The organism is Simplicispira hankyongi (assembly GCF_003570885.1).
GTDB lineage: Bacteria > Pseudomonadota > Gammaproteobacteria > Burkholderiales > Burkholderiaceae_C > Simplicispira > Simplicispira hankyongi.
The window spans coordinates 1-26,857 of the sequence record NZ_QXJC01000009.1; the positions used below are offsets into that span (position 1 = coordinate 1).

General features: G+C 56.9%; 29 protein-coding genes. 24 read left to right on the forward strand and 5 right to left on the reverse strand.

Going from position 1 to position 26,857, the window contains the following annotated elements:
* The 4 genes from D3F03_RS15115 to D3F03_RS15130 all read left to right on the forward strand — a co-directional run.
* Positions 1 to 122 (forward strand): flagellin (locus D3F03_RS15115; protein WP_281271436.1); only part of this gene is annotated, 122 nt, incomplete at its 5' end.
* A gap of 210 nt (positions 123 to 332) precedes the next feature.
* On the forward strand, positions 333 to 1,790 hold the full coding sequence (fliD, locus tag D3F03_RS15120) for a flagellar filament capping protein FliD (protein ID WP_119110273.1): 1,458 nt from the start codon (positions 333 to 335) through the stop codon (positions 1,788 to 1,790).
* A gap of 166 nt (positions 1,791 to 1,956) precedes the next feature.
* Positions 1,957 to 2,367: a flagellar export chaperone FliS gene (fliS, locus tag D3F03_RS15125; RefSeq protein WP_119110298.1), complete on the forward strand. Its 411-nt coding sequence runs from the start codon at positions 1,957 to 1,959 to the stop codon at positions 2,365 to 2,367.
* 3 nt (positions 2,368 to 2,370) lie between these two features.
* Entirely contained in the window at positions 2,371 to 2,670 is a 300-nt protein-coding gene (locus D3F03_RS15130) for a flagellar protein FliT (RefSeq protein WP_119110274.1), read from the forward strand.
* 223 nt (positions 2,671 to 2,893) lie between these two features.
* Here D3F03_RS15130 and fliE read toward each other — a convergent pair whose 3' ends face one another.
* Complete coding sequence (fliE, locus tag D3F03_RS15135; protein ID WP_119110275.1) at positions 2,894 to 3,205, reverse strand: flagellar hook-basal body complex protein FliE; 312 nt, start codon at positions 3,203 to 3,205, stop codon at positions 2,894 to 2,896.
* A 188-nt stretch (positions 3,206 to 3,393) separates the two neighbouring features.
* Between fliE and fliF the strand changes: the two genes are divergently transcribed.
* The 6 genes from fliF to D3F03_RS17455 are packed head-to-tail and all read left to right on the forward strand — an operon-like array spanning position 3,394 to position 10,290.
* A complete protein-coding gene (gene fliF, locus D3F03_RS15140; RefSeq protein ID WP_119110276.1) occupies positions 3,394 to 5,082 on the forward strand; it encodes a flagellar basal-body MS-ring/collar protein FliF in 1,689 nt (562 codons plus the stop codon).
* 27 nt (positions 5,083 to 5,109) lie between these two features.
* Positions 5,110 to 6,105 carry a flagellar motor switch protein FliG gene (fliG, locus tag D3F03_RS15145; protein ID WP_119110277.1) on the forward strand — a complete coding sequence of 332 codons (996 nt, stop codon included), beginning with the start codon at positions 5,110 to 5,112 and terminating at the stop codon, positions 6,103 to 6,105.
* A 49-nt stretch (positions 6,106 to 6,154) separates the two neighbouring features.
* A complete protein-coding gene (locus tag D3F03_RS15150) occupies positions 6,155 to 6,811 on the forward strand; it encodes a flagellar assembly protein FliH (RefSeq protein ID WP_245960649.1) in 657 nt (218 codons plus the stop codon).
* On the forward strand, positions 6,798 to 8,189 hold the full coding sequence (gene fliI / locus D3F03_RS15155; protein WP_119110279.1) for a flagellar protein export ATPase FliI: 1,392 nt from the start codon (positions 6,798 to 6,800) through the stop codon (positions 8,187 to 8,189). Before D3F03_RS15150 ends, fliI begins: the two co-directional genes overlap by 14 nt.
* 8 nt (positions 8,190 to 8,197) lie before the next feature.
* Positions 8,198 to 8,656, forward strand: coding sequence for a flagellar export protein FliJ (gene fliJ, locus D3F03_RS15160; protein WP_119110280.1), 459 nt, complete (start codon positions 8,198 to 8,200; stop codon positions 8,654 to 8,656).
* A gap of 20 nt (positions 8,657 to 8,676) precedes the next feature.
* Positions 8,677 to 10,290, forward strand: a complete 1,614-nt coding sequence (locus D3F03_RS17455; protein WP_245960650.1) for a flagellar hook-length control protein FliK — start codon at positions 8,677 to 8,679, stop codon at positions 10,288 to 10,290.
* An 82-nt stretch (positions 10,291 to 10,372) separates the two neighbouring features.
* On the opposite strand, the gene D3F03_RS15170 is transcribed toward D3F03_RS17455, so the two are convergent.
* Positions 10,373 to 11,638, reverse strand: a complete 1,266-nt coding sequence (locus D3F03_RS15170; RefSeq protein WP_119110282.1) for an IS256 family transposase — start codon at positions 11,636 to 11,638, stop codon at positions 10,373 to 10,375.
* 435 nt (positions 11,639 to 12,073) lie between these two features.
* On the opposite strand from D3F03_RS15170, the gene D3F03_RS15175 reads away from it, so the two are divergent.
* From D3F03_RS15175 to fliR, 7 genes are all read left to right on the forward strand, one after another.
* Complete coding sequence (locus D3F03_RS15175) at positions 12,074 to 12,670, forward strand: flagellar basal body-associated FliL family protein (protein ID WP_245960651.1); 597 nt, start codon at positions 12,074 to 12,076, stop codon at positions 12,668 to 12,670.
* A gap of 16 nt (positions 12,671 to 12,686) precedes the next feature.
* Positions 12,687 to 13,691: a flagellar motor switch protein FliM gene (gene fliM / locus D3F03_RS15180; RefSeq protein ID WP_119110284.1), complete on the forward strand. Its 1,005-nt coding sequence runs from the start codon at positions 12,687 to 12,689 to the stop codon at positions 13,689 to 13,691.
* A complete protein-coding gene (gene fliN, locus D3F03_RS15185) occupies positions 13,681 to 14,142 on the forward strand; it encodes a flagellar motor switch protein FliN (RefSeq protein ID WP_119110285.1) in 462 nt (153 codons plus the stop codon). Before fliM ends, fliN begins: the two co-directional genes overlap by 11 nt.
* On the forward strand, positions 14,139 to 14,516 hold the full coding sequence (locus tag D3F03_RS15190; RefSeq protein ID WP_119110286.1) for a FliO/MopB family protein: 378 nt from the start codon (positions 14,139 to 14,141) through the stop codon (positions 14,514 to 14,516). The genes fliN and D3F03_RS15190 overlap by 4 nt, the downstream gene beginning before the upstream one ends.
* Complete coding sequence (gene fliP, locus D3F03_RS15195) at positions 14,491 to 15,282, forward strand: flagellar type III secretion system pore protein FliP (RefSeq protein WP_245960652.1); 792 nt, start codon at positions 14,491 to 14,493, stop codon at positions 15,280 to 15,282. The genes D3F03_RS15190 and fliP overlap by 26 nt, the downstream gene beginning before the upstream one ends.
* 80 nt (positions 15,283 to 15,362) lie before the next feature.
* Positions 15,363 to 15,632 (forward strand): flagellar biosynthesis protein FliQ, encoded by a 270-nt coding sequence (gene fliQ, locus D3F03_RS15200; RefSeq protein ID WP_119110287.1) that lies wholly within the window; start codon positions 15,363 to 15,365, stop codon positions 15,630 to 15,632.
* Between the two features lie 14 nt (positions 15,633 to 15,646).
* Positions 15,647 to 16,417: a flagellar biosynthetic protein FliR gene (gene fliR / locus D3F03_RS15205; RefSeq protein WP_119110288.1), complete on the forward strand. Its 771-nt coding sequence runs from the start codon at positions 15,647 to 15,649 to the stop codon at positions 16,415 to 16,417.
* 41 nt (positions 16,418 to 16,458) lie between these two features.
* Here fliR and D3F03_RS15210 read toward each other — a convergent pair whose 3' ends face one another.
* Together D3F03_RS15210 and D3F03_RS15215 are read right to left on the reverse strand one after the other, a co-directional pair.
* Entirely contained in the window at positions 16,459 to 17,088 is a 630-nt protein-coding gene (locus D3F03_RS15210) for a response regulator (protein WP_119110289.1), read from the reverse strand.
* On the reverse strand, positions 17,066 to 18,175 hold the full coding sequence (locus tag D3F03_RS15215; protein ID WP_119110290.1) for a hybrid sensor histidine kinase/response regulator: 1,110 nt from the start codon (positions 18,173 to 18,175) through the stop codon (positions 17,066 to 17,068). The genes D3F03_RS15210 and D3F03_RS15215 overlap by 23 nt, the downstream gene beginning before the upstream one ends.
* A gap of 145 nt (positions 18,176 to 18,320) precedes the next feature.
* On the opposite strand from D3F03_RS15215, the gene D3F03_RS15220 reads away from it, so the two are divergent.
* The 7 genes from D3F03_RS15220 to D3F03_RS15250 all read left to right on the forward strand — a co-directional run bounded on the left by D3F03_RS15220 (position 18,321) and on the right by D3F03_RS15250 (position 24,759).
* Positions 18,321 to 18,794, forward strand: a complete 474-nt coding sequence (locus D3F03_RS15220) for a hypothetical protein (RefSeq protein WP_245960653.1) — start codon at positions 18,321 to 18,323, stop codon at positions 18,792 to 18,794.
* Between the two features lie 50 nt (positions 18,795 to 18,844).
* Positions 18,845 to 19,207: a response regulator gene (locus D3F03_RS15225; protein ID WP_119110291.1), complete on the forward strand. Its 363-nt coding sequence runs from the start codon at positions 18,845 to 18,847 to the stop codon at positions 19,205 to 19,207.
* 39 nt (positions 19,208 to 19,246) lie between these two features.
* Entirely contained in the window at positions 19,247 to 21,373 is a 2,127-nt protein-coding gene (locus tag D3F03_RS15230; RefSeq protein ID WP_119110292.1) for a chemotaxis protein CheW, read from the forward strand.
* 42 nt (positions 21,374 to 21,415) lie between these two features.
* Entirely contained in the window at positions 21,416 to 21,904 is a 489-nt protein-coding gene (locus D3F03_RS15235) for a chemotaxis protein CheW (RefSeq protein ID WP_119110293.1), read from the forward strand.
* A gap of 98 nt (positions 21,905 to 22,002) precedes the next feature.
* A complete protein-coding gene (locus D3F03_RS15240; protein WP_119110294.1) occupies positions 22,003 to 22,860 on the forward strand; it encodes a CheR family methyltransferase in 858 nt (285 codons plus the stop codon).
* 33 nt (positions 22,861 to 22,893) lie between these two features.
* The gene (cheD, locus tag D3F03_RS15245) at positions 22,894 to 23,649 is read left to right on the forward strand and encodes a chemoreceptor glutamine deamidase CheD (protein WP_119110295.1); all 756 of its coding nucleotides are present in this window, start codon (positions 22,894 to 22,896) and stop codon (positions 23,647 to 23,649) included.
* 15 nt (positions 23,650 to 23,664) lie between these two features.
* On the forward strand, positions 23,665 to 24,759 hold the full coding sequence (locus tag D3F03_RS15250; RefSeq protein ID WP_119110296.1) for a protein-glutamate methylesterase/protein-glutamine glutaminase: 1,095 nt from the start codon (positions 23,665 to 23,667) through the stop codon (positions 24,757 to 24,759).
* Positions 24,760 to 24,774: 15 nt separating this feature from the next.
* Here the strand turns inward: D3F03_RS15250 and D3F03_RS15255 are convergent, their stop codons facing one another.
* On the reverse strand, positions 24,775 to 26,667 hold the full coding sequence (locus D3F03_RS15255) for an ATP-binding cassette domain-containing protein (RefSeq protein WP_119110297.1): 1,893 nt from the start codon (positions 26,665 to 26,667) through the stop codon (positions 24,775 to 24,777).
* Positions 26,668 to 26,857 lie beyond the last annotated feature (190 nt).

The following is a 26,857-nucleotide window of genomic DNA, read 5'->3' on the forward strand; positions in this document are numbered from 1 at the left end:
ACGCCGACTTTGCCGCGGAAACGGCCAACCTGAGCCGCTCGCAGATTCTGCAGCAGGCCGGCACCGCCATGGTGGCTCAGGCCAACCAGTTGCCGCAATCGGTGCTCAAACTCCTGCAGTAACCAACATTGGGCCGTTTCCCGGAACGTGGCCCAGCCAATTGTCGCAAACTGTGTGCAAGCTCCCGCAGGGTTAGCAGGCTGCAGCGACATATTCAAGTTTTGTACGCCTTCGCCGATAAGCCTGTTGGGACTGCGTGCATTCTGGCTCGCACCGGCATGCCGTGGTGCTTTGTCGGATAGTAGCCTGCATGACCGTAATAGGAGATTGACATGGGCATTTCATCCCCTGGTATAGGTAGCGGCCTCGATGTCCAGAGCATCGTCTCCCAACTGGTGGCGCTGGACAAGCAGCCTCTGCAGCAACTGCAGGTCAAGGCCTCGGGGCTGAATTCACAAATATCCGCCTATGGCCAGCTCCAATCGCAAATTGCCAACCTGCAGACCCAGGCAGCCAATTTGGCTAGTGCGGCGAGCTGGGAGACCATGGCGGTTTCGTCCAGTAATTCGTCGGCCATCGTGGGCACCGCTACCTCTGCGGCGGCGCCCACTTCGTTCAGCATGGAAGTGAGTCAGTTGGCGCGTGCCCAATCGGCAGGCTCTGGCGTGTTTGCTACGGGATCTTCCGTGGGTACGGGAGTGCTCAAGATCCAGCTGGGCACCTGGGACAAGGGTGAATTCACTTCGGCATCCGATGGGACGGCCGTATTTTCCCCTGGTGCCTCATCTGAGGTATCGATAAACATCACTGCGGCCGATGACACGCTGGCCAAGGTGGCCGCCAAGATTAATGCGGCCAATGCTGGTGTCAATGCCACAGTGCTGCACGATGCCTCGGGTGACCGGCTTTTGATGCGCTCAAGTACCACGGGCGCGGCGTCTGGCTTTCGTATTCAGGCGGTCGATGACGATGGCAACAACATCGATGGTGCCGGGTTGTCGCGCTTGGCTTTTGATCCGGAAAATGCGACGGCGGGCTTGGCGCTGACCCAAACGGCGCAAGATACGCTTGCCACCATCAATGGTGTGAGCGTGGCGTCAGCCAACACCACGTTTTCTAATGCCATTGACGGGCTTACGTTGACAGCGACCCAGGTGACAACTGCCCCTGTGAACGTGACGGTATCGCGCGACACAACGAGCGCGCGTGCGAATATCACCGCATTCATTTCATCCTACAATGCCCTCAACAATGCGCTGTCTACCATGACGGGGTACAACGCTTCAACCAAAACAGCCGGCACTTTGCAGGGCGACTCAACAGCCGTGGGCCTGCAGACGGCGTTGCGGCAACTGGTTGGCAGCTTAGGGCCGGGCGGTGGGGCTTTTAGTCGGCTCTCTGATATTGGGGTGCAGTTCCAGACGGATGGCACGCTAAAAGCCGACGACACTAAGTTGAATGCGGCCATGACCAATCCGGATGCTCTCAAGACCTTTTTTGCGGCTGACAATACGGGTACGGCGTCTGATGGCTTGGCGACGCGCATCAATGATTTCGCCTCCGGTTTGCTAGACCCTAGCGGCATATTTACCACGAAGACCAAATCGCTCCAGGATGCGGTGAAGCGCAATTCTGACGAGCAGACTACCGTGAACACCCGCGCTGACCAGCACCAAACCCAATTGCTCGCACAGTACAGCCGGCTCGATAGCAACTTGAGTCAGTTAACTGCGCTCAACACTTACATCACCCAGCAGGTGGCGATGTGGAATAAGCAATCGACCAACTGAATTGATGCCTTTCTCCGTTGTATGTGCTGGGACGGCGCAGGATATGCGCATGCAATCGATGGCACCAAAGGGTGCAAAAATAAGTATCTCTCTTTCCCCTGAATTTGCTTGAGTTTCCGATGCAATTGTCGATATGAATAACAAGAAGCAAATCAAGGAGTCGTCGATGTACACCCCCGTTCATTCCCGGGCCACTAGCGCTTACCGGCAAGTTGGTGTTCAGTCTGGAATCGAAGGCGCCTCCCCGCACGTGCTGATCAAGATGCTGTTTGAAGGCTTGGTTCAGTCGCTGAATGCGGCGCGCGGCGCGATGGCGCGTGGCGACATCCCCGAAAAGGGCCGCCAGATTGGAATGGCCGTGCGAATTTTGGACGAAGGCCTCAAGGGCGGGCTGGACCCGGCGCGTGGTGGCGAATTGGCTGCCAATCTGGGGGCTTTGTACGACTATTGCGTGGCCCGCCTGACGCAGGCGAATATGCGCGGCGACGTGACCGCTGTGGAAGAGGTCTTGAAGTTGATCACTCCCGTGGCCGACGGCTGGAACCAAATTGCTGCCGCACCTGCAGGGAGGGCCTGAGCGATGTCTGCCGTGCTGATCGACTACTACAAGGCCATTGAAGACAGCAGTCGCAAGATGCTGGAAGCCGCGCAGGCCAGCGACTGGGAGGGTGTGGTGCGGTACGAAGGCGCTTGCGCCGTGCTAATCGAAGAGCTGCGTTACAAGGCGCAGGAGCATGACTTGATGCCTGAGTACCGCAAGGAAAAAACGGTGATCATGCAGCGCATCCTGCGCAACGACGCACAGATCCGCACCCTCGCCGAGCCGTGGCTGGCGCAATTCGAACACCTGTTCGAGGGCCAGCCGCAGGTCATGCATTGAAGAGAAAAATAGTGCTCGAATCAGGCTTCAGCGCTTATCTGGTAAGCGCTGGTAGCTATGAAATTGGATAAGGTCTGCGCCAATGCCTGCGCCTGACGTGGGCAGCGCAGGATGCCAATAAATATTGAGCAAAAAATGCCTCTAGCGCTTATGTATAAAGCGCTGATAGCTCCTATAAAAGGAGCATCTTGCCTATTGAAGCACCGCCTGGCTCTGGCGGGCCTTACACCTGCATATTCATGATGTCGGTATAGGCCTGCACCATGCGGTTGCGCACGTTCAAGGTGGCCTGAAAGCCGATTTGCGCTTTCTGAATGGCCACCATGGTTTCTTCCAGGCTTACCGCCGGGTTTTCCAGTTGAACCTGGGTCTGCAGATCGGTGGAATGGTTTTGTGCGGCGCTTACCGATTGCAGCGCACCCTTGAGTGCGCCGGCAAAACCGACTTCGCTGCCGCTGTTCTGCGCAGCTGCTGGGCGGCGCGCTTGGCCCGCACCGGTGAGCGGGGCGAGTGAGCTGGTGATGCGCATGTCCATAGCGAAGTCCGGTGAGAGAAGTCCATGAGGGCGAGAGAAGGGATGGCGCAATCGTAGTGCCGTCCCCAATTCCTATGCGCAGGAAAAGATGGCGAAAGCAGCGCCTTATCGGGTGAACGCCGCAGGGCTGCTGCCCAATAATCGGCCCACGCAGCGCCCCACCTTGGCGTGCGAACCTGGAAACACCGATGTCCGCAGTTCTTCCTGTCGATTCTGCAAAGCAGCCGTCAAGCCCCGTCTGGCTGCAGCGCCTGTCCGCGATGGACAGGGCCCAGCGTATGCGCCTGGCGGTTGGGGCGGTGCTGCTCGTGGGCGTTCTGATTGCTGCTGTGCTGTATGGGCGCCAAGCCGACTACCGTGTGCTGTTCGCCAACCTGAGCGATAAGGATGGCGGCGCCATCGTCGCGCAGCTCACGCAGATGAACGTACCGTACAAGTATTCCGAGGGGGGCGGCGCGATCATGATTCCGAGCGATCGCGTGCACGATGTGCGTCTGCGCCTGGCCACGCAGGGTTTGCCCAAGGGCTCGATCACGGGTTTTGAGTTGATGGATAACAGCCGTTTTGGCATGACGCAGTTCCAGGAGCGGCTCAATTTCCAGCGCGGGCTTGAAGGCGAGTTGACGCGCTCCATCCAGTCGCTCTCTTCTGTGCAGAGCGCTCGCGTGCATCTGGCGCTGCCCAACCAGAACGGGTTTTTCCGTGAGCAGCAAAAACCATCCGCCTCGGTCTTGATCAGCCTCTACCCCGGCCGTGTGCTGGACCGGGCGCAGCTGGCCGGTATCGTGCACCTCGTGGCTTCCAGCGTGCCTGAACTGGCGCCGTCCGCCGTGAGCGTGCTCGACGATACGGGCAAACTGCTTTCCAGCACACCGGACGGGGCGCAGAGCGGCGAATTTGACGCCCAGCAGTTGCAGTACGTGCAGCAGATCGAGCAGCAGTACACGCGCCGCGTCATGGAGATGCTCGAGCCCATCGTGGGCCGCAACAACGTCAAGGCGCAAGTGACGGCCGACGTCGATTTCAGCCAGACCGAATCGACTGCCGAGCAGTTTCGGCCGAACCAGGCGCCTGACGCGAGTGCCATTCGCAGCCAGCAGGTCATGGAGACCAGCGGCAATACCAGTACCACGGCAACAGGTGCGGCAGGCGCCGTGGCCAACCAGCCGCCGGGCCCGTCCGCTGCGCCCATCAACGGCGCCAACCCTGCGCCCACGGCCGCAGGCCAGCAGCAAGCGAACGAGTCGGGCACGCGCAAGCGTGAGTCCACCACCAACTACGAGGTGGACAAGACGGTCAAGGTGACGCGCGCTGGACGCGGCACCGTCAAGCGCCTGAGCGCTGCGGTGGTCGTCAATTACCAAAGCAGCCAGGAAAGGGGCAAGACGGTGACCAAGGCGCTGTCCGCCGAGCAACTCGAGCGCATGACCGCACTGGTTCGGGAATCCATTGGATTCAACAAGGAGCGTGGCGACTCCGTGAACCTGATGAACGCGCCCTTCCAGGTAGAGACGCAAGCGGTAGAGCAGACCCCCCTGTGGAGGCAGCCTGAAACGCTGGACCTGGCCCGTAGCTTTGCCTGGCCCGTGGGACTGTTCTTGTTTGGTGCTCTGGTGCTGCTGGGCCTGGTGCGGCCCGCGTTCAAGAATTTGGCTTCCGGGGCACCTGCCCGCAGCAAGGCCGCGGGCGGCACGCTTGACGCACTGGAGGCGGAAGCGCCGCAGCGTCCGGCGCTGCCCCCACCCTCCAGAACAGCAGCTCCTGCGCCCCCCACCGAGGAGCAACTGCGCCTTGAAGATGCCCGCGTGCTGACACGTGAGAATCCGATGGCCGTCGCCCATATCATCAAGAGCTGGGTCAATGGCGACGCAGCCTGACCGCAAGCCCGCTACGATGCACCTACCATGGACGAACAAGGCCTGAACGACGCTGCTATCTTCCTCATGTCGCTGGGGGAGGAAGAGGCGGCGGAAGTGTTTAAGCACTTGTCGCCCAAAGAGGTGCAAAAGCTGGGCGAAACCATAGCGCGCATGCGCAATGTTTCGCGTGAGCGACTGGACGAGGTCATCAACAAGTTTTCCGGTGCGGCTGCGGCCCAGAGCCTGTTGGTGTCCGACACAAGCAACTATGTCCGTGCGGTGCTCAAGCGTGCCCTTGGGGACGACAAGGCCTCTCTGCTGATCGACCGGATTTTGCAAGGGGGGGATGTCTCGGGCATCGAGAGCCTCAAGTGGATGGACCCTTTGTCGGTCGCGGAACTGCTGCGCAATGAGCACCCGCAGATCATCGCTGCCATTCTGGTGCATCTGGACTACGACCACGCCGCAGGCGTGCTGATGCAGTTCGGCGACCGCCAGCGCAGCGAGGTACTGCTGCGCGTGGCCACGCTCGAAGGTATCCAGCCCACGGCACTCAAGGACCTTAACGAGGTGCTGTTCAAGGTGCTCGCTGGGGGCGACAAGGTGCGCAAAAGCTCGCTTGGTGGTGTCAAGGCGGCAGCCGAAATCATTAACTTGCTGGGCAGCAACACCGAAGGGGTGGTGCTGGAGAACATCCGCGCCCACGACCCTGACCTGGCACAGAAGATCATGGACAAGATGTTCGTGTTCGACGATGTCATGAAGCTTGACGACAAGTCGATTCAGACGGTCCTCAAGGAGGTGGCGTCCGAGACTTTGGTGGTCGCACTCAAGGGCGCAGCGCCCGAACTGCGCGAGAAGTTCCTCTCCAACATGTCCTCACGTGCGGCCGAGGCACTGCGCGAAGACCTCGAAACACGTGGACCGATGCGCCTGTCCGAAGTGGAAGCGCAGCAAAAGGAGATCCTCAAGACGGTGCGCCGTCTGTCCGATGAAGGACAGATCGTGCTGGGAGGCGCAGGTGACGAAGCCTTCATCTAAGAGCAGCGCGTATGCGCGCTTTATCCCACGCGAGGAGGTGGGGGATGTCATGCAGTGGCGGTTCAGCGCTGTCGGCGCTGATGCTGCCCCGGAGGAGCAGAGCGAGGTGCCCGAACTGCCCCCAGCCGTTGATGAAGCAGCGCAAGCGGCAGCCGAGCAGCACATTCGGGATGAAGCTTTTGCCCTGGGACACGCCCAGGGAGTCGAGCAAGCGGCGTTGGAATGGCAGCACCGGCTCGACGACTATGTCGCTGGCCAGGGCGTTATTGCCGCGCAGCAACTTGCCAGTTTGGCGGCTGCATTTGAACAGGGACTGGCAGCCGCGCAGCAAAACGTGGCGCAGGGGGTGCTTGAACTTGCCTGCGAGATTGCCCGGCATGTGGTGCGACGGGAACTGCAGAGCGACCGCGCGGCCTTGCAGCCCGTTATCGCCGAAGCCTTGGGAAGCCTGGTGGCTGATGGGCGGCCCATTGCTGTGCGCCTGCATCCCATCGACGCGCAGGCATTGGGGTCGGCATTGAAAACAGAGTTTTCGGCTGCTGCCATTCAATGGATTGCCGATGCCAGCGTGGCGCCCGGTGGCTGTCTCGTGGAGCAGGCAGGCGCTGTAATTGACGGACAACTTGAAAGACGCTGGCAGCGTGCGCTCGCACCTTTGGGGATTGATATGCCTTGGCGCGAGGAGGCAGACCATGCAGCCGACTGAAGTCAGCTCGGCCTGGAGCGCCTTTCTGGATCAGGCGCGCCGGCGCACCGCCGATGCACCGGCGCTGGAGACTCGCGGTACCTTGACGCGCCTGGCCGGCCTGGTGCTGGAGGCCAGCGGCATTCGCGTGCCGGTGGGTTCGCAGTGTTTTGTGGAAAACGGGGAGGAGCGCACGCTGGCAGAGGTGGTGGGTTTTTCCGGCGAACGCGCCTTTTTAATGCCAGCGGGTGATACCCAGGGCTTGTCGAGCGGCGCCCGTGTGGTGCCGGCGGCGCCCTACGTGGCGCCACTGCGTTTGTTCGAGGTGGCACGGCCGGTGCAGAGAATCGGCGTGCTGCGCCTGCCCATGGGCGATGGACTGCTTGGCCGCGTGGTCGATGCCCAAGGCTTGCCGCTCGACCACGGTGGCCCGCTGCAGCAGGTTTCGGCCGACCCCATGGACCGGCGCCTGATCAATGCCATGGACCGTGACCCGGTGCGCGATCCGCTGGACACGGGCGTGCGCGCCATCAACGCCTTGCTCACGGTCGGCCGAGGCCAGCGCCTGGGGCTGTTTGCCGGCTCGGGCGTGGGCAAGAGCGTGCTGCTGGGCATGATGGCGCGCTACACCGCCGCCGATGTCATTGTGGTGGGCCTGATTGGTGAGCGTGGGCGCGAAGTGAAGGAATTTGTCGAAGACATTCTGGGCGCGCAAGATCGCGGGCGCGCCGTGGTCGTAGCCGCCCCGGCCGATGCGCCCCCGCTGCTGCGCATGCAGGGGGCAGCGTATGCGACAGCGGTTGCCGAGCACTTCAGAGACAAAGGCAAGCATGTGCTGCTGCTTATGGATTCACTCACCCGCTATGCGATGGCGCAGCGCGAAATTGCCTTGGCGATTGGTGAGCCACCGGCCACCAAAGGCTACCCACCATCGTGTTTTGCCAAGCTACCGCAATTGGTTGAACGAAGCGGCAACGGTTTGCATGGCGTGGGGTCCATCACGGCCTTCTATACCGTGCTTTCCGAGGGGGATGACCAGCAGGACCCCATAGCCGACGCGGCGCGCGCCATTCTGGATGGGCACATCGTTCTCTCGCGCGCCTTGGCCGAGACGGGGCATTTTCCGGCCATCGACATCGAGCAATCCGCGTCTCGCGTTATGCACAATGTGATCGGCCAACAGCATTTTGAGCTGGCGCGCCGGTTTCGTGCCGTGTACTCGCGCTACCAGAAAAGCCGTGACTTGGTGCAGGTTGGCGCGTATATGAGCGGCTCCGACCCTGGGCTTGATGAAGCCATTCGGCTGCAACCTGCCATGGAGGCGTTCTTGCAGCAAAACATGTTTGAAGCGGCGCCGCTGGAGCAGAGCGTTGCAGCAATGGCCGATGTTTTTGAGTGACCGGCGCCATGAACGTAAAAAAAAGCACGTTGCAGATTGCTGTCGAAATGACCGCAAGGCAGCGTGATGGTGCTCGCCATGCCTTGCAGGACGCGCGCGCCAGTGCTGCTGCCGCTGAAGAGCAAATGGAGCAGTTGCAGGTATATGCCAGGGAAACTGAGTCCCGCTGGGGGATGCGTTCCGGTGCGCATGTGATGCCGGAAGTGCTGTTTCACCATCGGCATTTCATGGGGCGGCTGGAGCATGCGATGGAGATGCAGACCAAAGTGCTTGAAGACCATGCGCGTCGCGTTGCCGATGGCGAGAGCACTTTGCTGGCAGCGGAATTGCGTTTGGCTACGCTTAAGAAGTTGGTAGCTAAGCGGCAGCGCGAATGGGCGCTGGCAGAACAACGGCACGAACAGAAGCAGACCGATGAGCGTGCCCAGTTGGCATTGCAGCTGCGCCTGAACGTGCACCAAGCCTAGAGATATCGGAGACCATCATCATGGACAGCATTCGCCTTGGCCCTTCTAAGTCTGCTGACGGAGCGCATGCCGTGCGGCAAAAACCGGGTGCCGAAACCGAACAGACTTCTGGTGCTTTTTCTGCGCTGCTTTCCGGTTTGGGAGCGCAATCAAGCGTGAACCTGGACGCCCCGGCTTCTCCCGAGGAGCCCAAAGAAGGTGCTGGATCGCTAAATTCAGCTCTGGACGCAGGGGCTGCGCCGACCGATGGCGCCACGAAGGTATTAGGGGGCCCTGCGGCGGCTGAGCAAACCGAGAATGTGCAAGTCGCTGGCACGGGCTCGGTCAAACCCGTAACGCACCAGGGTATTGCCGGCGGTGGCATCAAGGCCATCGCAGTGGGTTCGAGCAGCACGAATCCCGTCACTGCGACAGCCCGTGCCGCCACCAAGCGAGGCGCTGATAAGGGGACTGTTGACGCTGACACTGCCGAGGTTATTTCACAACTGGGTGCACAAGGCCGCCAGGGTGGTGACGTTGCATCTGTCGCCGCGCAAGATGTGCCGCTTGGAACGACTGGCGATGGAGCGTTGCTGCCAGAAATTCCTGCAGCTTCCAACGGTGCTGTGGTGGGTGGTCGCCCCGCGTTGAAAGGCAAGAGCCAGGCGGCGCTACCAGAGCAGGGAGCGTCGGTATCGGCTCAAGATGCCGCCATGCCCTTCACCCTTGCGCTTCCGTCTGGAGGACTGGGCGCTGGTGGGGGAGTGGTGGCGCAGACCAGTCGCATGGACGCTTCGGCCGCGTCAACCAAGATCGGCGCAGCAAATGTATCAAGACACCGCCCTTCGCTTGCGTCCCCTGCCACCAGTGCTAGTGCTAGTGCTGCACTGTCCGGCCCATTGCGGATATTTCCGCAAGCGGCTGGTTTGACGCAAACTGGAGCGCAAGGGGCGGGTGCTGTGCTTCTGGGAACTCACATGGACCCTCGTGCGTTGTCAGAGAGCGGCCAGTTGCAAGCGACTTCACAAAAAGCGGCTGAAAAAGGCGCTGGCTCGGTTAGCGATGTCGCTGGCCTTGTTGCAGCGACGCCGCTGCCGATAGATGCAGGAGCATCCACATCCGATTTCTACCAGGATCGTACGGAGTTGCCTGGAAGCGAACATTCGGGTTTTGGCGCCACTACGGTGGGCCAAGCGTGGGCAGAGTCTGGGGGGTCTGTCTTGACCGACCTTGGGCATGGAATTGCAGACGGAATGGCGGTATCGCCTGAGGACGCTGTTGCAGAGCAGGTCACGTATTGGTTGAGTGAGAGTCTCAAGAACGCAGAGTTGACGGTGGAGCATGCGGGCCAGCCGGTCGATGTGCGTGTGTCGCTAGCAGGTAATGAGGCGCATGTGGCATTTCATAGCGATCAGGCTCAGACACGTGAACTGCTCACGGACAAAATGGAGCAGTTGCGCGAACTGTTGCGCGGGGAGGGGCTGGTGTTGTCGGGTGCTACCGTGGATGCAGGCACATCTGGGCAAACAGGGGATCAGGGAGGAAGGAGCGCGCCGTTTGGCGCCCCTACAACGAACGTGCTGGCCGTCGTAGACAAGCCGGTGCAAGCGGTGCGCCGGACGTTGACAAGCAGCTCGGTCGATCTGTATGTCTGAGAAGGGGTGAGCGGGCCTGTCCGAATTTCCGTGTGTGAGGCTCATTGAACCTTCACCAGTTTCGTGACGCTGGTTGAAGATATTACGTGCTCGATTTCGTAAACCGGTCCTCATAGAGGATCGCGAATTGGTTCATCGCTGATTTCCAGTTGTTGGCTGCCCGTCCCCAGTCCTCGGTGATGTTGCGCAGTGCCAGCCAGATCAGTTTGGTGGCCGCGTCGTCGCTGGGGAAGTGTCCTCTGGTCTTGATGATCTTGCGAAGCCGCGCATTCACGCTCTCAATCGCGTTGGTTGTGTAGATCACGCGCCTTACTTCGGGCGGGAAGGCGAAGAAAGGGATGACCTTGTCCCAGGCCCTGCGCCAGGCGTTGACGACGGTCGGGAATTTCTGGCCCCATGGCCCCTGGGCAAACGCATCCAGTTCGGCCTCGGCCGCCTCGGCGCTCACGGCCGTGTAGATCGGCTTGATGGCTGCGGCCAGCGCCTTGCGGTCCTTCCATGACGCAAAGTCCAAGCTGTTACGGATCAGGTGCACGATGCAGGTCTGCAGCGTCGTGGCCGGGAACACCGCTTGCAGTGCCTCGGGCATGCCCTTGAGGCCATCGGTCACGGCGATCAGGATGTCATGGACTCCGCGCGTCTTCAGATCGTTGAACACCTTCATCCAGAACTTGGCACCTTCGGTGTTCTCGATCCAGATTCCCAGGATGTCACGGCTGCCATCGGGCAGTACGCCCAGAGCCAGGTACACGGCCTTGGAGCGCACGACAGCGTCCTCGCGGATCTTGACCCGCAGCGCGTCGAAGAACACGACGGGGTACATGGGCTCAAGCGGGCGCGTCTGCCAGGCAGTGACCTCGCTCATCACCGCGTCGGTGACGCTGCTGATGAGATCGGGCGAGACATCGACCGAGTACATCTCGGTCAGGAAGCCCTGGATCTCGCGCACCGTCATGCCGCGTGCGTACATGGCGATGATCTTGTCGTCAAAGCCGGTGAAGCGGCGCTCATGCTTGCCAATGAGCTGCGGCTCGAACGAGCCCTCGCGGTCGCGGGGAACGTCGATGCGCAAGGCGCCGACGTCGGTCAGCACGGTCTTGGCGCTCTTGCCGTTGCGGTGATTGGCCGCAGCCCCTTCGGGCTTGGCCTGGCCGGGCGCGTAGCCCAGGTGGTGACTCATCTCGGCGCCCAGGGCGCGCTCAAGAACCGACTTCTTGAACTGCTGGAAGATGCCTTCGAGTTCGGCTGGCGTTACCGGCCCTGGGATGAGTTGCTCAAGCAGCTCGGCTGAGAATTGCGGCTGCGCCGCCTTGTCCGTCGCTGCGGTCGTCTTCGTCTTGCGTGGCATTCATGCTCCTTGTTGACATGCTATGCCTCACACACAAAATTTCTGACAGGCTCGGGTGAGCGAATCCCTCTCCCTCGCCTTGACCGGAAGGGGCTCTGTGGTCCTTTCCGCCATGCTGTATTCATTCACATCGCCTGATGTATTGGGCCCCTGCAACTAAGGGATTTTTGATGCGCCATTGGTTGGCTGCGCACCCGTCGCAAACTCAAATACCCTGACTCGGGGGACTGTGGCCCGTTTCCGGGCCTTATCTCGGTATCATGGCTTGGCTGGCCGCCAATAATGGCTTCTATGTAGTCGCCTGCCTTCGCAAGAAAAATCTTTGCAGGCTGTGCTTGCTCGATGGCCTGCACTTTGTCAGCGCGCTTGCTCCTGATTTGCATTGAACTCGAGAGGGCTTTGGCGCCCATTTGCCGTTCCAAGGAATATTTGAAAGTGTCAACTGCCGTCGAAACAGAGAAGAAGCCTGCAAAGAAGCGGCTTAGCAAAAAGCTGCTCATCATCGTGGCGGTCGTGGTGGTGTTGCTGCTGTTTGCCGGGGCTGGAGTGGCCTATGTGGTGTCCCAGCGCCATGCGGTGGATGAAAACGGGGATGACGTTGAGGCGGTGGCCAAGGAGCCTGCACCTGCACCAACATTTCTTCCCATAGACACCATGGTAGTAAATTTGGCAGATCCGGGGGGAGAGCGTTTCGCGCAGGTCGGTATCACGCTGGAGCTCGCTGATGCCAAGACAGCAGAACTTATCAAGCAGTTCATGCCCAGCATACGCAGTAGTGTGCTGCTGCTGATTTCCCAGAAAACCTCAGACGAGCTTTTGAGTCGCGAGGGAAAAGACAAGCTAGCGCATGACATCCTGCGCGAAGTCTCGCGTCCACTCGGGTTTTCTGTGCCGGATGCTCCTGTCGGGGTGACCGCTGCGAAGCCTACTGCTGGGCACCGCGCCGAGAATAAGAGCAAAGACAAGGGCAAAGCGGGGGGGCAGGAAAATCCGGTCCACCGGGTCCTGTTCTCTGGCTTCATCATTCAATAGGAGCAGGGGGTATCCGATGAGCGAATCGTTCCTGTCTCAGGAAGAAGTCGACGCCCTGCTCGAAGGCGTAACCGGGGAGAGCCAAAAAACCGAACAGGAAATTTTCGAGGCGGGTGAGGTTCGGAACTACGATATTTCGAGCCAGGAGCGGATCGTGCGCGGGCGCATGCCGACGATGGAAATCGTCAACGAGCGCTTTGCACGCAATTTTCGGATTGGCTTGTTCAATTTCATCCGCCGCAGTCCAGAAATTTCCGTTGGTATGGTGGCCGTGCAGCGCTACAGTGCGTTTCTGCGCGAATTGGCGGTGCCGACCAACTTCAACATCGTGGCGATTCGCCCCTTGCGTGGAAGTGGGCTGATTGTCTGCGAGCCGTCGTTGGTGTTCGGCATCATTGATACGCTGTTTGGGGGTGTTGGAAAGTTCCAGACGCGTATCGAAGGCCGTGATTTTTCGCCTACTGAGCAGCGCATCATCAACCGGTTGGTGGATGTCATCTGCTCGGAATACAAAAAGGCATGGCAGGGCATCTATCCTCTGGAACTGGAGTACCAACGGTCAGAAATGCAGCCTCAGTTTGCCAATATTGCAACCCCTAGCGAGATTGTGGTTTCGACGGCCTTCCAGCTTGAAATTGGGGATCTCTCCGGGGCGATTCATATTTGTATGCCCTATGCCACGCTGGAGCCGATTCGAGATGTACTGTATTCGTCCACGCAGGGCGATTCCATCGAGGTGGACCGCCGCTGGGTGCGCGTGCTCACGCGTGAGATTCAGGCGGCCGAAGTGACGCTTGTGGCCGAACTGGCGCGTGCCGATGCAACCGTGGAGCAGTTGCTCGCGATGAAGCCGGGCGATTTCATTGAACTCGATCGTGAGCCCCGCATTCGTGCCTCGATAGGTGGTGTTCCGGTATTTGAGTGCCAGTACGGTACACACAATTCCAAGTACGCCATCCGTATTGAGCAGTGTTTACGCAGCGCCGACCAGAATTGGATGGGGGACAAAAATGTCAACTGAAAACGACAAGACAGGCGATGGCTCTGCCGGAGCGGGTGAAGACGCAGGCGATCCGTTTGCCGGCTGGGCCGAGGCACTAGAAGAGCAGAAGTCTTCGGCTTCGAGCCCAGACCCAGAGCAGGGCGGGCCGCTGAGTGGTGAGGCCACCAGGCCATTTTCTGCCTCCAACGATGCGCCGGCGAACGACATCAACATGGTGCTCGACATTCCCGTGCAGCTGTCGGTGGAACTTGGTCGCACCAAGGTGCCTATTAAATATATTTTGCAGCTTGCCCAGGGCTCGGTCGTGGAGCTTGATGCCTTGGCTGGTGAACCCATGGATGTGCTGGTCAACGGATACCTGATTGCGCAGGGGGAAGTCGTCGTGGTGAACGACAAGTTCGGTATCCGCCTCACCGATGTGGTGACGCCTTCCGAGCGCCTGCGCCGGGTCAGCCGAGGCCAGGGATGACGCAAACCCTGTTACTCGTGATTGTGTTTGTGTTGGGCATTGCCTCGCTTCCCTGGCTGGTGCGTCGGGTGCAGCAGCGCCAAGGTCGCCTCGCTGGGTCTTCTGTCCCGCCTCCACGTGTGCTCTCTGCCATAGCAGTTGGACCACATCAGCGTGTTGTTACTGTGGAAATGGGCGGTGATGGGGACCGCACGACCTTAATTCTGGGCGTAACGCCGCAGAGCATCTGTTGTCTGCACACGCAGGTTTCGCGCGCCGATCCCGGTGCTGGGATTGGTTCATTTTCAAACGCCATGGCGAATGCGTCAGCGGTCGGACCTTTGCATTCGCGAGAACCAGCGCCCACCGATGAGAAGGACGTGGGACGTGGTTAAAACAAGAGCGGTGTTAAGGGCGCGTCCAGCCGCCGCGCCGCTCGTCCTGCTGGGCAGTTTATTGGGGCACGGCGTTGTCTTTGCACAGACAAGCGCTTCCTTGCCTCTGTTGATTGGTTCTGGGCCATCGGGGGCCAGCTATTCGGTTCCGATTCAGACGCTGCTGTTCTTTACCGCGTTGTCGTTTTTGCCGGCCATCTTGTTGATGATGACGGGCTTCACGCGCATTGTGATCGTACTGTCCCTATTGCGCCAGGCTATCGGGACACAGTCTGCGCCACCCAATCAAGTGATCATAGGGCTGTCGCTGTTTCTCACCATGTTCGTCATGGGGCCGACGCTTGATCGCGTCTATGAGGATGCCTACATTCCCTACACCACCAATGCCATAGGGTTCGAGGAGGCCGCAGCTAAGGCAGAGGCCCCCATGCGCCAATTCATGCTCAAACAAACTCGCCAGTCCGATTTTGCCTTGTTTGCGCATCTTGCGCGGCTTGACGCAGCCGCTACGGCAGAGACGGCTCCGCTGCGTGTTCTGGTGCCTGCGTTTGTCACGAGCGAGCTCAAGTCGGCGTTCCAGATCGGATTCATGATTTTCATTCCCTTCCTGGTGATTGACATGGTGGTCTCCAGCATCTTGATGTCTCTCGGAATGATGATGCTGTCCCCTGTGCTGGTGGCGCTTCCCTTCAAGTTGATGTTGTTCGTGTTGGCAGATGGATGGAACCTTCTGATCGGCTCGCTCGCGGCGAGCTTTGTCACCTGACACAACCTTCGAGGAGCGCTCTATGACACGCACTTGGAGTGTTTCGGTTTTCTTTCTCTGGAAGATAGGGAGGTAGGCGTATGACCCCGCAATTTGTGTTGACCGTTGGCCACGATGCTTTGATGTTGTTATTGATGATTGCCATGCCGGTGCTCGGTGTGGTCATGGCGGTGGGTCTCCTTGTGAGTATTTTTCAGGCGGTCACCCAGATTCATGAGGCGACACTTGCCTTCGTCCCCAAATTGGTCGCAGCAGTGGCTGTGTTTGTCTTTGCTGGCCCATGGATGGTGAGCACCTTGGTGGATTTCATCCGACGCACTATTGAATCTATTCCATCGGTCGTTGGCTGAGCGACCCAACGGGCATGATCACGTTTTCTGAAGCCCAGATCGTGGCCTGGATGTCGCCAATTCTTTGGCCGTTTCTGCGTGTGCTGGCCTTATTTTCTGTTTCTCCGGTGTTTTCGATGCGCGTCATCCCCGTACGCGTGCGCATTGGTCTTGCTTTTTTTGTGGCACTTTGTGCCCAGGCGATGCTGCAAGACCAACCCCAGGTTCCGTTCAATGGTTCTGATGCGCTTTGTGTCGTGGCGCAGCAAGTGTTGATTGGACTTGCCATCGGGTTCGCCGTGCGCTTGGTATTTGCCTCAGTTGAGCTTGCCGGTGAAGTGATTGGGCTCCAGATGGGGCTTAACTTCGCATCTTTCTTCGATCCGGCGAGCAACACCCAGGTGAGTGCGGTGGCGCGATTCTTTGGCAATATGGCGACGCTGTTCTTCGTCGTGATCAATGGCCATCTGATGGTGCTGATGGCGGTAGTCAAGAGCTTCGACCGGTTTCCCGTAGGAAGTCATTTTTTGGTGGCCATCGGACAAATGCGACTCTACGAACTAGGGACTTCGTTGTTCTCGAGCGCCTTGTGGATTGCGTTGCCAATGGTTGCGCTTCTGCTTTTTGTGAATCTGACGCTGGGTATCATTTCTCGCGTTGCGCCCCAAATGAACATCTACGCTGTGGGCTTCCCCGTGACGCTCACCGTAGGCCTTCTAGGTATCACGGCGACTTTGCCGCTGCTTGAGCAGCCGATGCTGACACTCATGCAGCAGGCCATGGACTTGTTCATTGTCCAGCGCTGAAGCGGATTGGATAAGAACTGCTGCGCTGGCAAGCCGTATCGTTAAACCAAACCATTGCGGATGGCATACACGGTCAACTCTGCGTTGTTGGAGAGTTTGAGTTTTTCAAGCACTCGCGCCCGGTACACGCTGACAGTCTTGGGGCTGAGCATCAGTTCTTCGGCAATTTCGGACAGGCGCCTTCCAGACGCGATCTTCAACAATGTCTGTAGTTCACGTTCCGACAATGCAGCATGCCCTGCCACTTGGGCGGGCTCGGAAATGCTTTCAGCGAGCATTTGCGCCACCTCAGAAGTCAGGTATTTACGTCCCTGCGCGATCAAATGTACGGCATCAATCAAAACAAGAGGGTCGGCAGCCTTGCTTGCATAGCCTTGCGCTCCCGCGCGCAGGCACCGTACGGCATACTGGTCCGCCGGGTTCATAGAGACCACTAGAACCTTGATGCGTGGATGGGTTTCGCGCAGCGAACTCAGCACCTCCAAGCCGCTGCGACCAGGCATGTTCAGGTCGAGCAATAGGACATCACAGGGTGTGGATCGCAGCACTTCCCGTAGTTCAGAATAGCTCCCGGCTTCGCCGCTTATTTTGATATCCACCGCTTCTTCTAAAGTATCACGAATTCCGCGGCGGACCAAGGCATGGTCATCACAAAGCACAACGTGGATCATAGGCAGTGTCTTGGTTAAGAGGCACGGAAAGGATGACAGATGTTCCACGGCCAGGGCGACTGCTAATGTCGAGCCATCCACCTGCGGTTTTGGCTCTCTCGCTGAGGCCGATAAGGCCAAAGCTTTGTTGCTTGTTGCGCGCTTCTGTGTCCATGCCCTGTCCGTTGTCGCTCACTTCCAATGTGAGTACGTTTTCGGCATCGGAGAGGTCAATGTCGACAGCAGCGGCAGCAGCATGCTTTGAAATATTGGTAAGCGCTTCCTGTGCAGTACGGTAGGCAACGAGCTGCAAGTGCGCAGCCAGTTCAGCATTGCGCAGGCTGGATGACAAATTCACGGGGATGCCCGTGCGGTGTTCGAAATCCCGTGCCAACCATTCGAGAGCTGCTGCCAGGCCCTGGTCGAGGACAGGTGGGCGGAGATTTTTCATGATGCGCTGACTCGCGCCAAGTGCATGCTGCAGCATCTCCGTGGCCGCATGTGCATGGCTGGTCACGCTGCCATCTTGCGCGTGGCGCTCAATCCAGGCGAGGTCAAAGCGTATCGCGGTTAGGGCTCCACCAATATCGTCGTGAATCTCACGGGCGATGGCGGCGCGCTCTTCTTCAATGGAATCTTGAAGATGTTCTGTGAGCTGGGCCAAGTTCTTCTGTGACTGGGCCAATTCTTGAGCGGCCAGCTCACGTTGTGTTCGTGCATGGTGCACTTCACATGCGCGGGAAATTACATGCGGAAGTCGAAAGAGTTGATCCTTCAACACATAGTCCGCGATTCCTAATCGGATTGCATCGACCGCAGCGGCTTCACCAATGGCGCCCGACAGCAGAATGAAGGGGGGAGACAGTGGTTTGTCTGCCACAAATCGCCATGCATCGAGCGCAGTGAAGCCGGCAAGCTGGTAGTCGGCAAGGATGGCATCAAACGACATGTTTGCCATAGCGGTCAAAAAATCAGCCAAGATGTCCACATGGTGCATCTCGACAGACATGCCACTTTCGCGCAGAGCCAGGACGGTGAGGCGATGGTCTGCCAGCGAGTCTTCAAGATGAAGGATGCGTAGCGGCAACGTGTGTTCGACAGACGCCATAAGCAAGCTATCATAGGATACAAATTGGAACAAACAAGCGTGGTTGCCCGGTTGGGGAAGCGCGTCTTCTCGCCTCCAATATAGATGTTGTTGGCAATCACCAACTTGATGCGAGTGTGATGGCGTGTCAATGGATTTAGACGTCATGTCGTTCACGATGGAGGATGACCTTGTGCCACCAGTTTCAGAGTCGACCAAGGGTCCGGAGGTGCATTTGCCGGTGATGGTTGCTGCTGACTTGCAGGATTCCTTGCTTGTCGTCATGCATGACCTGCATCGCCTTGAAGGGCTACTCAGCCATGCCGCTGACAATTTGTTGGAGCGTTTTGGCGAGGCCAATGAATCTCTCAGTGGATCACTGGTCCAGAACTCTCCAGAACTCCAGATCGTACAAAACGCCTTGCGCAGTGCGGTGGTAGAACTGCAATTTCAAGACATGGCGTCGCAACTCATCTGGCACACCACGAAGGTTTTGCAGGCCTGTGCTTTTCAGTTGGCTGCAGAAGCCATGGGGACTGAAGAAGGTGAAGAAGCTGCTTCATTTGCCGATATGGCGCCTGATCGCCCCAATCCGGTTACGCAAAGCGAAATGGATGCTGGCTCGGTTGACCTGTTCTAAGCCACACAATCGCTACAGTTTTATTTAATCCCGTTCGTTGGAGCACTTACATGCAATCGATTCTTGCCGTTGATGACTCACCGTCCATGCGGAAGATGGTGGCCTTTACTCTCTCCGGTGCTGGCTACCATGTGGTTGAGGCGGTTGACGGGCAGGATGCTTACGAGAAAGCACAAACCCATGACATTGATTTGGTATTGGCTGATCAAAATATGCCACGCCTTGATGGCATAGGCTTGACCCGAAAACTTCGCGAACACCCAAAATTCAAGACCGTGCCTATTTTGATTCTCACAACTGAATCAAGTGATCAAATGAAACAGGCAGGACGGTCAGCAGGAGCCACCGGTTGGCTGGTCAAGCCATTCGATCCCAATCGCCTGATAGAAGTGATCCGAAAGGTGATGCCATGAAGAAAAACCAACGTACGTTTCGATCATCAGGAGCGATCCATGGCTGAACTGCATCAAGAAGGCGGCGGCGGTGCCGATTTCGATCTGACCCAGTTTTATCAAATTTTTTTTGAAGAAGCGGGTGAAAACCTGGATCAGATGGAGCAGATCCTGCTTGATCTTTCGCTCGAGAACGCGGATGACGAAGAGCTCAACGGTATTTTCCGCTGCGCCCATTCGATCAAAGGAGGGGCTGCCACCTTCGGGTTTGCCGATGTAGCGGAGCTTACGCATCACATGGAGTCGCTTCTAGATAAGTTGCGGCGCCATGAATTGACCCCTGTGCCCCAAATGGTTGACGTTTTACTGGAGTCTGCAGATGCATCACGCAGCCTTCTTTCGCGGCACCAAACAGGAGAGCAGGGCGAGGCGCCATCGACAGCAGATTTGGTGCGGCGAATTGCCGAGTTGGCGTCTGGAGGTATTCCCGATGTACCAACGAAATTGCCGTCACAGATGCCAGACGTGCGCACCTCTGTTGCGGCCCCTCAATTGGTAGCACAGGCATCCGCACAACCTTCATCGGAAGGGGCTTCCGGAGAACGGCAACTTCTGATTCGAATAGGGCCGTTAGAAGAAGCCAGCAGCGCCGATGTTATCAAGGAGCTTTTTCGGGATATTCCAGGACTGGGCTCCATTGCGGATGGTGTTGCAGAAGATCCATCCATACGGTCCTTCCAGGTCACAACCAGTGCCAGTGACGGAGATCTGCTTGATCTTTTCGCATTTCACGTCGCCAAGGAGCAGGTCGTCATAACCACGCTCGCGCCCGATCTTGCGCTCTCAACGCCACCCTCCGGCGAGATACCGTATGGCTTTTTTCCCGATGCTCCAGGCTCCCCAGGCACAGCCCCGCTGCCCATCACGGTGCAGGCGGCGGTAACTGATGGCGGTACTCTCGCTGTAAACAAGGCTGTGCCTTCCAAGGTTTCTGAGGCCAAAGCCGGCACCCAGGCGCATGTGGAGTCCAGCACCATTCGTGTCGCAGTCAATAAAGTCGACCAATTAATCAACTTGGTGGGAGAGTTGGTGATTACGCAGGCGATGCTGGCGCAAAACAGTCGCGACCTGGATGCTGCGGTGTACCAGCAGCTCCTCGCAGGCTTGGCCGATCTCGACAGGAACACGCGCGACCTGCAGGAATCGGTAATGTCCATCCGCATGATTCCGATGTCCATTGTGTTCAGCAGGTTCCCGCGTATGCTGCGTGACCTCGCCAACAAGCTGGGCAAGAAGGTGGATCTCGTTACGTTTGGTGAGGCCACAGAGCTCGACAAGGGCCTCGTGGAGAAAATTACCGATCCGTTGACGCACTTGGTGCGCAACAGCGGGGATCACGGAATTGAGATGCCCGCGGATCGTCTGGCAAAAGGTAAGCCAGAGCACGGCACCATTACTCTTTCTGCGTCCCACCAAGGCGGATCCATCGTCATTGAGGTGAAGGACGATGGCCGGGGCCTGTCTCGCGAAAAAATCCTGCGAAAGGCGCGAGAGCGAGGCATGGATGTGTCGGATCAATTGACCGATGCGGAGGTCTGGCAGCTTATTTTTGCCCCAGGATTTTCGACGGCAGAGGTGGTCACCGATGTGTCGGGCCGTGGCGTGGGGCTCGATGTGGTGAAACGAAACATCGCAGCGCTTAACGGCAGTGTGGAAGTGGATTCGTCCGAAGGGTACGGGATGCGGGTATCCGTACGACTGCCCTTGACATTGGCCATTATGGACGGTATGTCCGTCGGTGTTGGTAATGAGGTCTATATTCTTCCATTGTCGTCGGTAGTTGAATCCTTTCAGGTCAATACCGAAGAAGTTAGCACCGTGGCACAAGGCTCTCGACTTGTAAAAGTGCGTGAAGAATATATGCCAGTGATTGCTATGGAGAAAATATTTCAAATACCAAGAAATGGGTCTGGAAAATCTAGTGATATTATGGTTGTCGTGGAGTCTGATGGGAGTCGAATCGCCCTGTTAGTGGACGAGCTTCTTGGGCAACATCAAGTGGTAGTAAAAAATCTTGAGTCCAACTATCGGAAAGTTCCTAATGTATCTGGTGCGACCATATTGGGGGATGGAAAAGTAGCTTTGATTCTAGATACCAGTAGCATGGTGCGCCGTGCTCGCCATTGAATACATAAACCATCCCGGCAGCTTTGAAAGGGAGAAATTGCAATGAATGTAAATGAAAAAAATAATGCTGCTGTATCCCCTGGATTTCGCGAATATCTCACTTTTCGTCTTGAAAATGAAGAGTATGGAATAGATATTCTCAAGGTTCAAGAGATACGGGGGTATGAGTCGCCAACTAGAATTGCCCACTCCCCGGAGTTTATTAAGGGGGTGGTTAATTTACGCGGCACTATAGTGCCCATAGTCGATATGCGGATTAGATTTAATTGTAAACTTGTAAAATATGATGATTTTACGGTTGTGATTATTCTTAATCTGTGCAATAGAATTGTTGGCATTGTGGTGGATTCTGTTAGTGATGTGATGGAGATTGCTCCTGATAATATTCAATCTGCGCCAGATATAGAGAGTGCGATTGATAGCGCCTGTATTTTTGGTTTGGGATCTGTAAATGACAGAATGTTAATTCTTCTTGATATAGAAAAATTAATGTCAAATGTAGATATGGGATTGGTGGCGGCGGTGGATTAATTGGTTGATTAATGAGCCCTAGCAAAAAATTTTCCTGATAACCAAAGCAGCTTAGATTTTATTGGTGGAGTAATGAAAATCTGCAGGAAGACGGCCAAATGAAGTCGCTCGTGGGTGAAACTTCTTCTGCGACAGGCCCGTTGAAGCAAGGGCGTGAATTTGTCTGGACAGATGCAGATTTTACCAGGGTGCAAGCCCTGATTTATCAGCGGGCAGGGATTAGTCTCCATGATGGCAAACATGCCATGGTTTATAGCCGCCTTTCCCGGCGTCTTCGGGAAACCGGACATAACAGCTTCCACGATTACTTGGGCTGGCTTGAGCAACACGATGGCGCGGAGTGGCAGGAATTTATCAATGCACTAACTACCAACCTCACTGCCTTTTTTCGTGAACAGCATCATTTTGATATTTTTGCTGAGCATCTTCGCTCTGGGCCGCCCGGCGCAGCGTGGCGAGTATGGTGCAATGCGGCTTCTACGGGGGAGGAGCCGTATTCTATTGCAATCACAGCATTGGAGACCATAGGGAGTAGCGCAACGTTTCGACTTGTGGCTAGCGATATAGATTCGCGAGTTTTGGCGACTGCTGCGCAAGGAGTATATCGACTGGAAAATCTCAAAGGATTGACGCCTGAACGGATGCATAAATTTTTTCTCCGGGGAAAAGGAGAAAATTCAGGGTTGGTGCGCGTCAAATCAGAACTTTCGCGAGCTATTGATTTCATAAGTGTAAATCTAATTCGGGATGACTGGCCATTTCGTGATCCGTTTGATGTGGTGTTCTGTCGCAATGTCATGATTTATTTTGACGCTCCCACACAGCGCCGCGTCCTGGAACGGATTCACCGCGTGCTCAAGCCTGGTGGCATGCTCTTTGTGGGGCATGCCGAGAATTTCAGCGAATCACGTGATCTTTTTTCCTTGCGAGGAAAAACCGTGTATGAGCGTCGATAAGCAACCTGCATATCAAGCAATATTCCGATTCGCATGATCTCCCAAAAACCTATTTCCATTGCTGCTGTGAACTCCCTTCCAGCGGCAGCCGCACCATCTGAGCGACGCCGTGCCCCACGCATTGCTCCCTTGGCACCGGAAATTTATGGGAACAATCACGTCGCTGCACCTGATTCTTCGTTGGATGAACTTAAATCTAGGTTCAAAAGACCTGGACTAGCTTCGTTCTTTTATTTTGATAATCATTTTCAATATAACGCCGTCAAGGTGCTTCCAGGCGAATATTTCGTGGCGAATGAGAATCTTGTGATCATGACGGTTCTTGGATCTTGCATTGCTGCATGTATCTGGGATAGTCGAATGCGCGTGGGAGGAATGAACCATTTTATGTTGCCTGATGGTGATTCACTGGATGTGTCAGGGCGCTATGGCTCTTACGCGATGGAGCTTTTAATTAATGAAATGCTTAAGTTAGGGGCGCGGCGAGAAACGATGCAGGCTAAAATATTTGGCGGTGCGCAGGTGATGCATAGTTTCACGACCATGAATGTTGGCGAGAGAAATACGGCCTTTGTTGTTAACTATCTACAGACTGAGCGAATTCCTGTGGTATCAGAAGATGTGTTGGATATTTATCCTCGCAAGGTTTGTTTTTTTCCGGTTACAGGAAAAGCCATGGTCAAGCGACTCGCGCATGCTCATCCGGAGGATTTGGTTGCGCAAGAGAAGGGCGGAAATGCGCAGACTGTTGCGCGGGTGACGTCGGGCGGCTCAGTAGATCTTTTCTGACGGAGCAGTCCGAAAATGGGTAAGAAAATTCGCGTCGTAGTAGTAGACGATTCAGCCTTGGTACGCAGTTTGCTGTCGGAGATCATTAACCGCCAGCCCGATATGGAATGCGTGGCGACAGCCAACGATCCCCTGATCGCACGGGAACTAATTCGGGAGCATGACCCCGATGTCATCACGCTGGATGTCGAAATGCCCCGCATGGACGGCATCGATTTCCTGGGGCGGCTAATGCGCTTGCGCCCGACGCCTGTGGTGATGATTTCCACGCTGACAGAGCGTGGTGCTGAGGTCACAATGAAGGCGTTAGAGTTGGGCGCCGTGGATTTTGTCGCTAAACCGCGGATAGGCGTAGCCAATGGTCTAAGCGATCTATCTCAACAAATCGTTGATAAGATTCGCGTGGCAGCGGTAGCCAGGGTGAGACGCCTTTCGCAACAAGCCCCTTCTACTAGCGGCACTGCGCGCTCGGGAGGTGTGGAGGCACCAACGGCGCTTCTCGGGCGCTTGTCTACCGAAAAAATTGTATTCATTGGCGCATCCACGGGCGGCACCGAAGCCATCAAGGAAATATTGGTGCACATGCCTCCTGATTCGCCAGCAATCGTTATCACGCAGCACATGCCTGCAGGTTTCACGACGAGTTTTGCGGCACGCCTCAATAGCCTCTGCCAAATTCGCGTGAAAGAGGCTGCAAACGGAGAGCGCTTATTGCCGGGCCATGCCTATGTCGCCCCTGGGGGTACGCAGTTTCACGTTGGACGCAGCGGCGCGAATTACATTGCCGTAGTGGACGACGGTGTGCCGGTCAATCGCCATAAACCTTCGGTTGAGGTCCTGTTCAAGTCTGGTGCGGCATTTGTGGGCCGCAATGCACTGGCGATCATGTTGACCGGAATGGGCGCAGATGGCGCAGTAGCCATGCGTGAAATGAAGGATGCGGGGAGTTATAACTTTGTGCAGGACGAGGCAAGTTGTGTCGTATTCGGCATGCCACGGGAGGCTATTGCACATGGCGCCGCTGATGAGGTGCTACCTCTTCAGGCAATTGCGCCTGCACTGGTCGCGCGTCTGCGTAGCGGTGCGGATCGTGTGCTCCACCGCATTTGAGGTAGGCTGCTAGCGTCACGCCGACAACGCTTCCCAGCGTTCCAATGCAGCCATCAAAGCGGTCTCAATTTCTGCCTCTCTTATTTGAAGTGCAATGGCCCGTACGCTATCGGTCTGGTAGAGAGCGCCATCTGCAAGCGCCGTCTGTAGGCCCCGCTGCTCTGTTTCTAGCGCAGCGATTTGTTGAGGCAAACCATCCAATTCGCGTTGATCTTTGTAACTCAACTTCTTTTTTGATAGCGGCTTCTCGTCGCTGGTTGAGCGATAGGGCGCCATTTCTTTTGGATTTTTGTCGGCTTGCTCTTTCATGATCTTGGCGCGTGGCGTGGCCAGTTCACGTGCGCGGGCCGATTGCAAGAGCCAATCGCGCACTCCGCCTTCATACCCGCGCCACACTCCGTCACCTTCAAATGCGATGGTGCTTGTCACGACGTTGTCGAGAAAGCTGCGGTCATGACTCACCAGAAAAACAGTGCCGTCGTAGTTTTGTAGCAACTCCTCAAGCAGGTCGAGTGTCTCGATATCCAGATCATTGGTCGGCTCATCGAGCACAAGAACATTGGCGGGGCGTGCAAAAAGGCGCGCCAGAAACAGCCGGTTGCGCTCCCCGCCCGACAATGAGCGCACTGGAGAGCGCGCCCGCGCGGGCGCAAAAAGGAAATCACCCAGATAGCTCTTTACATGTTTGCGCTCCCGTCCTATTTCAATCCACTCACTTCCGGGGCTGATGAAATCCTCCAGAGTCGCATCGAGGTCGACTCCCTCGCGCATCTGATCGAAATAAGCCACCTGTATCTTGGAGCCCTGCCGCACTGACCCGCTGTCAGGCGCTATCTCTCCCAAAATGAGCTTTAGGAGCGTGGTTTTCCCTGCTCCGTTCGGACCAATTAGTCCAACTTTGTCACCACGCAGAATCGTCGCGCTGAAGCCGGACACTATCTGCGTCTCACCGTAGCTCTTGCAGACATTCGCCAATTCTGCAACCAGCTTGCCGCTTTGAGCTCCCGAGGAAATATCAAGCTTGACCGCACCCATCGCATCACGACGTGTCGCACGGTCTTTGCGCAGCATCTCAAGGCGGGAAATCCGACTTTGACTTCGAGTCCGACGGGCTTCCACGCCCTTGCGAATCCAAATTTCCTCCTGTGCCAGCAGCCGTTCGGCCTTTGCTTCGATGATGCGTTCCTGGGCCATCTGCTCCTGTTTTTGCTCCAAATACCGAGCAAAATTTCCAGGATAGGACAACAGCCGCCCTCGATCAAGCTCGACAATGCGTGTTGCTACGCGATCCAGGAATGTGCGGTCGTGCGTGATAGTGACGATGCTGCCTTTGAAGTCGCGCAGCAACTCTTCAAGCCATTCGATGGAGTCAAGATCAAGGTGGTTAGTTGGCTCATCCAGCAGAAGGATGTCAGGCCGAGTTACCAGAGCCTGGGCAAGCGCCACGCGCTTCTTCTTCCCGCCTGAGAGATCGCCGACACGTGCTGAACCATCCAAGTGCAGGCGTTCCAGGGTCTCCGCAACGCGCTGCTCCCAGGTCCAGCCTTCTTGGGCTTCGATTTGTGTTTGCAGCGCATCAAGGTCGTCGTCTTGTGCCCCAGAAAAATAGCGTTCGCGTAGTGCGATTACAGGCGACAGCCCCTCTGAAACACACGAGAACACTGTGCCATTCGCCTCAAGCACGGGCTCCTGCGCAACAAACGCCAGTCGCACCCCCCGCTGCACTTGCCGTGTGCCATCGTCGGGTGGGCGAGTGCCTTCAAGGATTCTTAGAAGCGAGGACTTCCCTGCTCCGTTGCGTCCGATAAGTCCTACGCGTTCGCTAGGCTCTAAGGAAAAATCTGCGTGGTCTAGCAGGGCGACATGCCCGAAAGCGAGCTGTGCATTGGATAGAGTGATGAGTGCCATGTGCCCCGATTATCGGCAACGGCATAGGTTGGGTTGTTCAAGGAGTTCTGTAAGCGAGGAGATTAAAATTTTTTAGCTGGACCTTGCCTTCGAGTAAAAACCCGTACTACAATGCAAGGCTGCGCTGCTGACGGCAGGTAAGCCCCGAGAGGGGTTTGCTGGATGCGGTGGTGCGGCGGGTGAAGTAGGT

Bases quoted from the DNA above. Each gene is read 5' to 3' on its own strand.
- fliD (WP_119110273.1), top strand. From the start codon at position 333: ATGGGCATTTCATCCCCTGGTATAGGTAGCGGCCTCGATGTCCAGAGC.
- fliS (WP_119110298.1), top strand. From the start codon at position 1,957: ATGTACACCCCCGTTCATTCCCGGGCCACTAGCGCTTACCGGCAAGTT.
- D3F03_RS15130 (WP_119110274.1), top strand. From the start codon at position 2,371: ATGTCTGCCGTGCTGATCGACTACTACAAGGCCATTGAAGACAGCAGT.
- fliE (WP_119110275.1), bottom strand. From the start codon at position 3,205: ATGGACATGCGCATCACCAGCTCACTCGCCCCGCTCACCGGTGCGGGC.
- fliF (WP_119110276.1), top strand. From the start codon at position 3,394: ATGTCCGCAGTTCTTCCTGTCGATTCTGCAAAGCAGCCGTCAAGCCCC.
- fliG (WP_119110277.1), top strand. From the start codon at position 5,110: ATGGACGAACAAGGCCTGAACGACGCTGCTATCTTCCTCATGTCGCTG.
- D3F03_RS15150 (WP_245960649.1), top strand. From the start codon at position 6,155: ATGCAGTGGCGGTTCAGCGCTGTCGGCGCTGATGCTGCCCCGGAGGAG.
- fliI (WP_119110279.1), top strand. From the start codon at position 6,798: ATGCAGCCGACTGAAGTCAGCTCGGCCTGGAGCGCCTTTCTGGATCAG.
- fliJ (WP_119110280.1), top strand. From the start codon at position 8,198: ATGAACGTAAAAAAAAGCACGTTGCAGATTGCTGTCGAAATGACCGCA.
- D3F03_RS17455 (WP_245960650.1), top strand. From the start codon at position 8,677: ATGGACAGCATTCGCCTTGGCCCTTCTAAGTCTGCTGACGGAGCGCAT.
- D3F03_RS15170 (WP_119110282.1), bottom strand. From the start codon at position 11,638: ATGCCACGCAAGACGAAGACGACCGCAGCGACGGACAAGGCGGCGCAG.
- fliM (WP_119110284.1), top strand. From the start codon at position 12,687: ATGAGCGAATCGTTCCTGTCTCAGGAAGAAGTCGACGCCCTGCTCGAA.
- fliN (WP_119110285.1), top strand. From the start codon at position 13,681: ATGTCAACTGAAAACGACAAGACAGGCGATGGCTCTGCCGGAGCGGGT.
- D3F03_RS15190 (WP_119110286.1), top strand. From the start codon at position 14,139: ATGACGCAAACCCTGTTACTCGTGATTGTGTTTGTGTTGGGCATTGCC.
- fliP (WP_245960652.1), top strand. From the start codon at position 14,491: ATGAGAAGGACGTGGGACGTGGTTAAAACAAGAGCGGTGTTAAGGGCG.
- fliQ (WP_119110287.1), top strand. From the start codon at position 15,363: ATGACCCCGCAATTTGTGTTGACCGTTGGCCACGATGCTTTGATGTTG.
- fliR (WP_119110288.1), top strand. From the start codon at position 15,647: ATGATCACGTTTTCTGAAGCCCAGATCGTGGCCTGGATGTCGCCAATT.
- D3F03_RS15210 (WP_119110289.1), bottom strand. From the start codon at position 17,088: ATGATCCACGTTGTGCTTTGTGATGACCATGCCTTGGTCCGCCGCGGA.
- D3F03_RS15215 (WP_119110290.1), bottom strand. From the start codon at position 18,175: ATGGCGTCTGTCGAACACACGTTGCCGCTACGCATCCTTCATCTTGAA.
- D3F03_RS15220 (WP_245960653.1), top strand. From the start codon at position 18,321: ATGTCGTTCACGATGGAGGATGACCTTGTGCCACCAGTTTCAGAGTCG.
- D3F03_RS15225 (WP_119110291.1), top strand. From the start codon at position 18,845: ATGCAATCGATTCTTGCCGTTGATGACTCACCGTCCATGCGGAAGATG.
- D3F03_RS15230 (WP_119110292.1), top strand. From the start codon at position 19,247: ATGGCTGAACTGCATCAAGAAGGCGGCGGCGGTGCCGATTTCGATCTG.
- D3F03_RS15235 (WP_119110293.1), top strand. From the start codon at position 21,416: ATGAATGTAAATGAAAAAAATAATGCTGCTGTATCCCCTGGATTTCGC.
- D3F03_RS15240 (WP_119110294.1), top strand. From the start codon at position 22,003: ATGAAGTCGCTCGTGGGTGAAACTTCTTCTGCGACAGGCCCGTTGAAG.
- cheD (WP_119110295.1), top strand. From the start codon at position 22,894: ATGATCTCCCAAAAACCTATTTCCATTGCTGCTGTGAACTCCCTTCCA.
- D3F03_RS15250 (WP_119110296.1), top strand. From the start codon at position 23,665: ATGGGTAAGAAAATTCGCGTCGTAGTAGTAGACGATTCAGCCTTGGTA.
- D3F03_RS15255 (WP_119110297.1), bottom strand. From the start codon at position 26,667: ATGGCACTCATCACTCTATCCAATGCACAGCTCGCTTTCGGGCATGTC.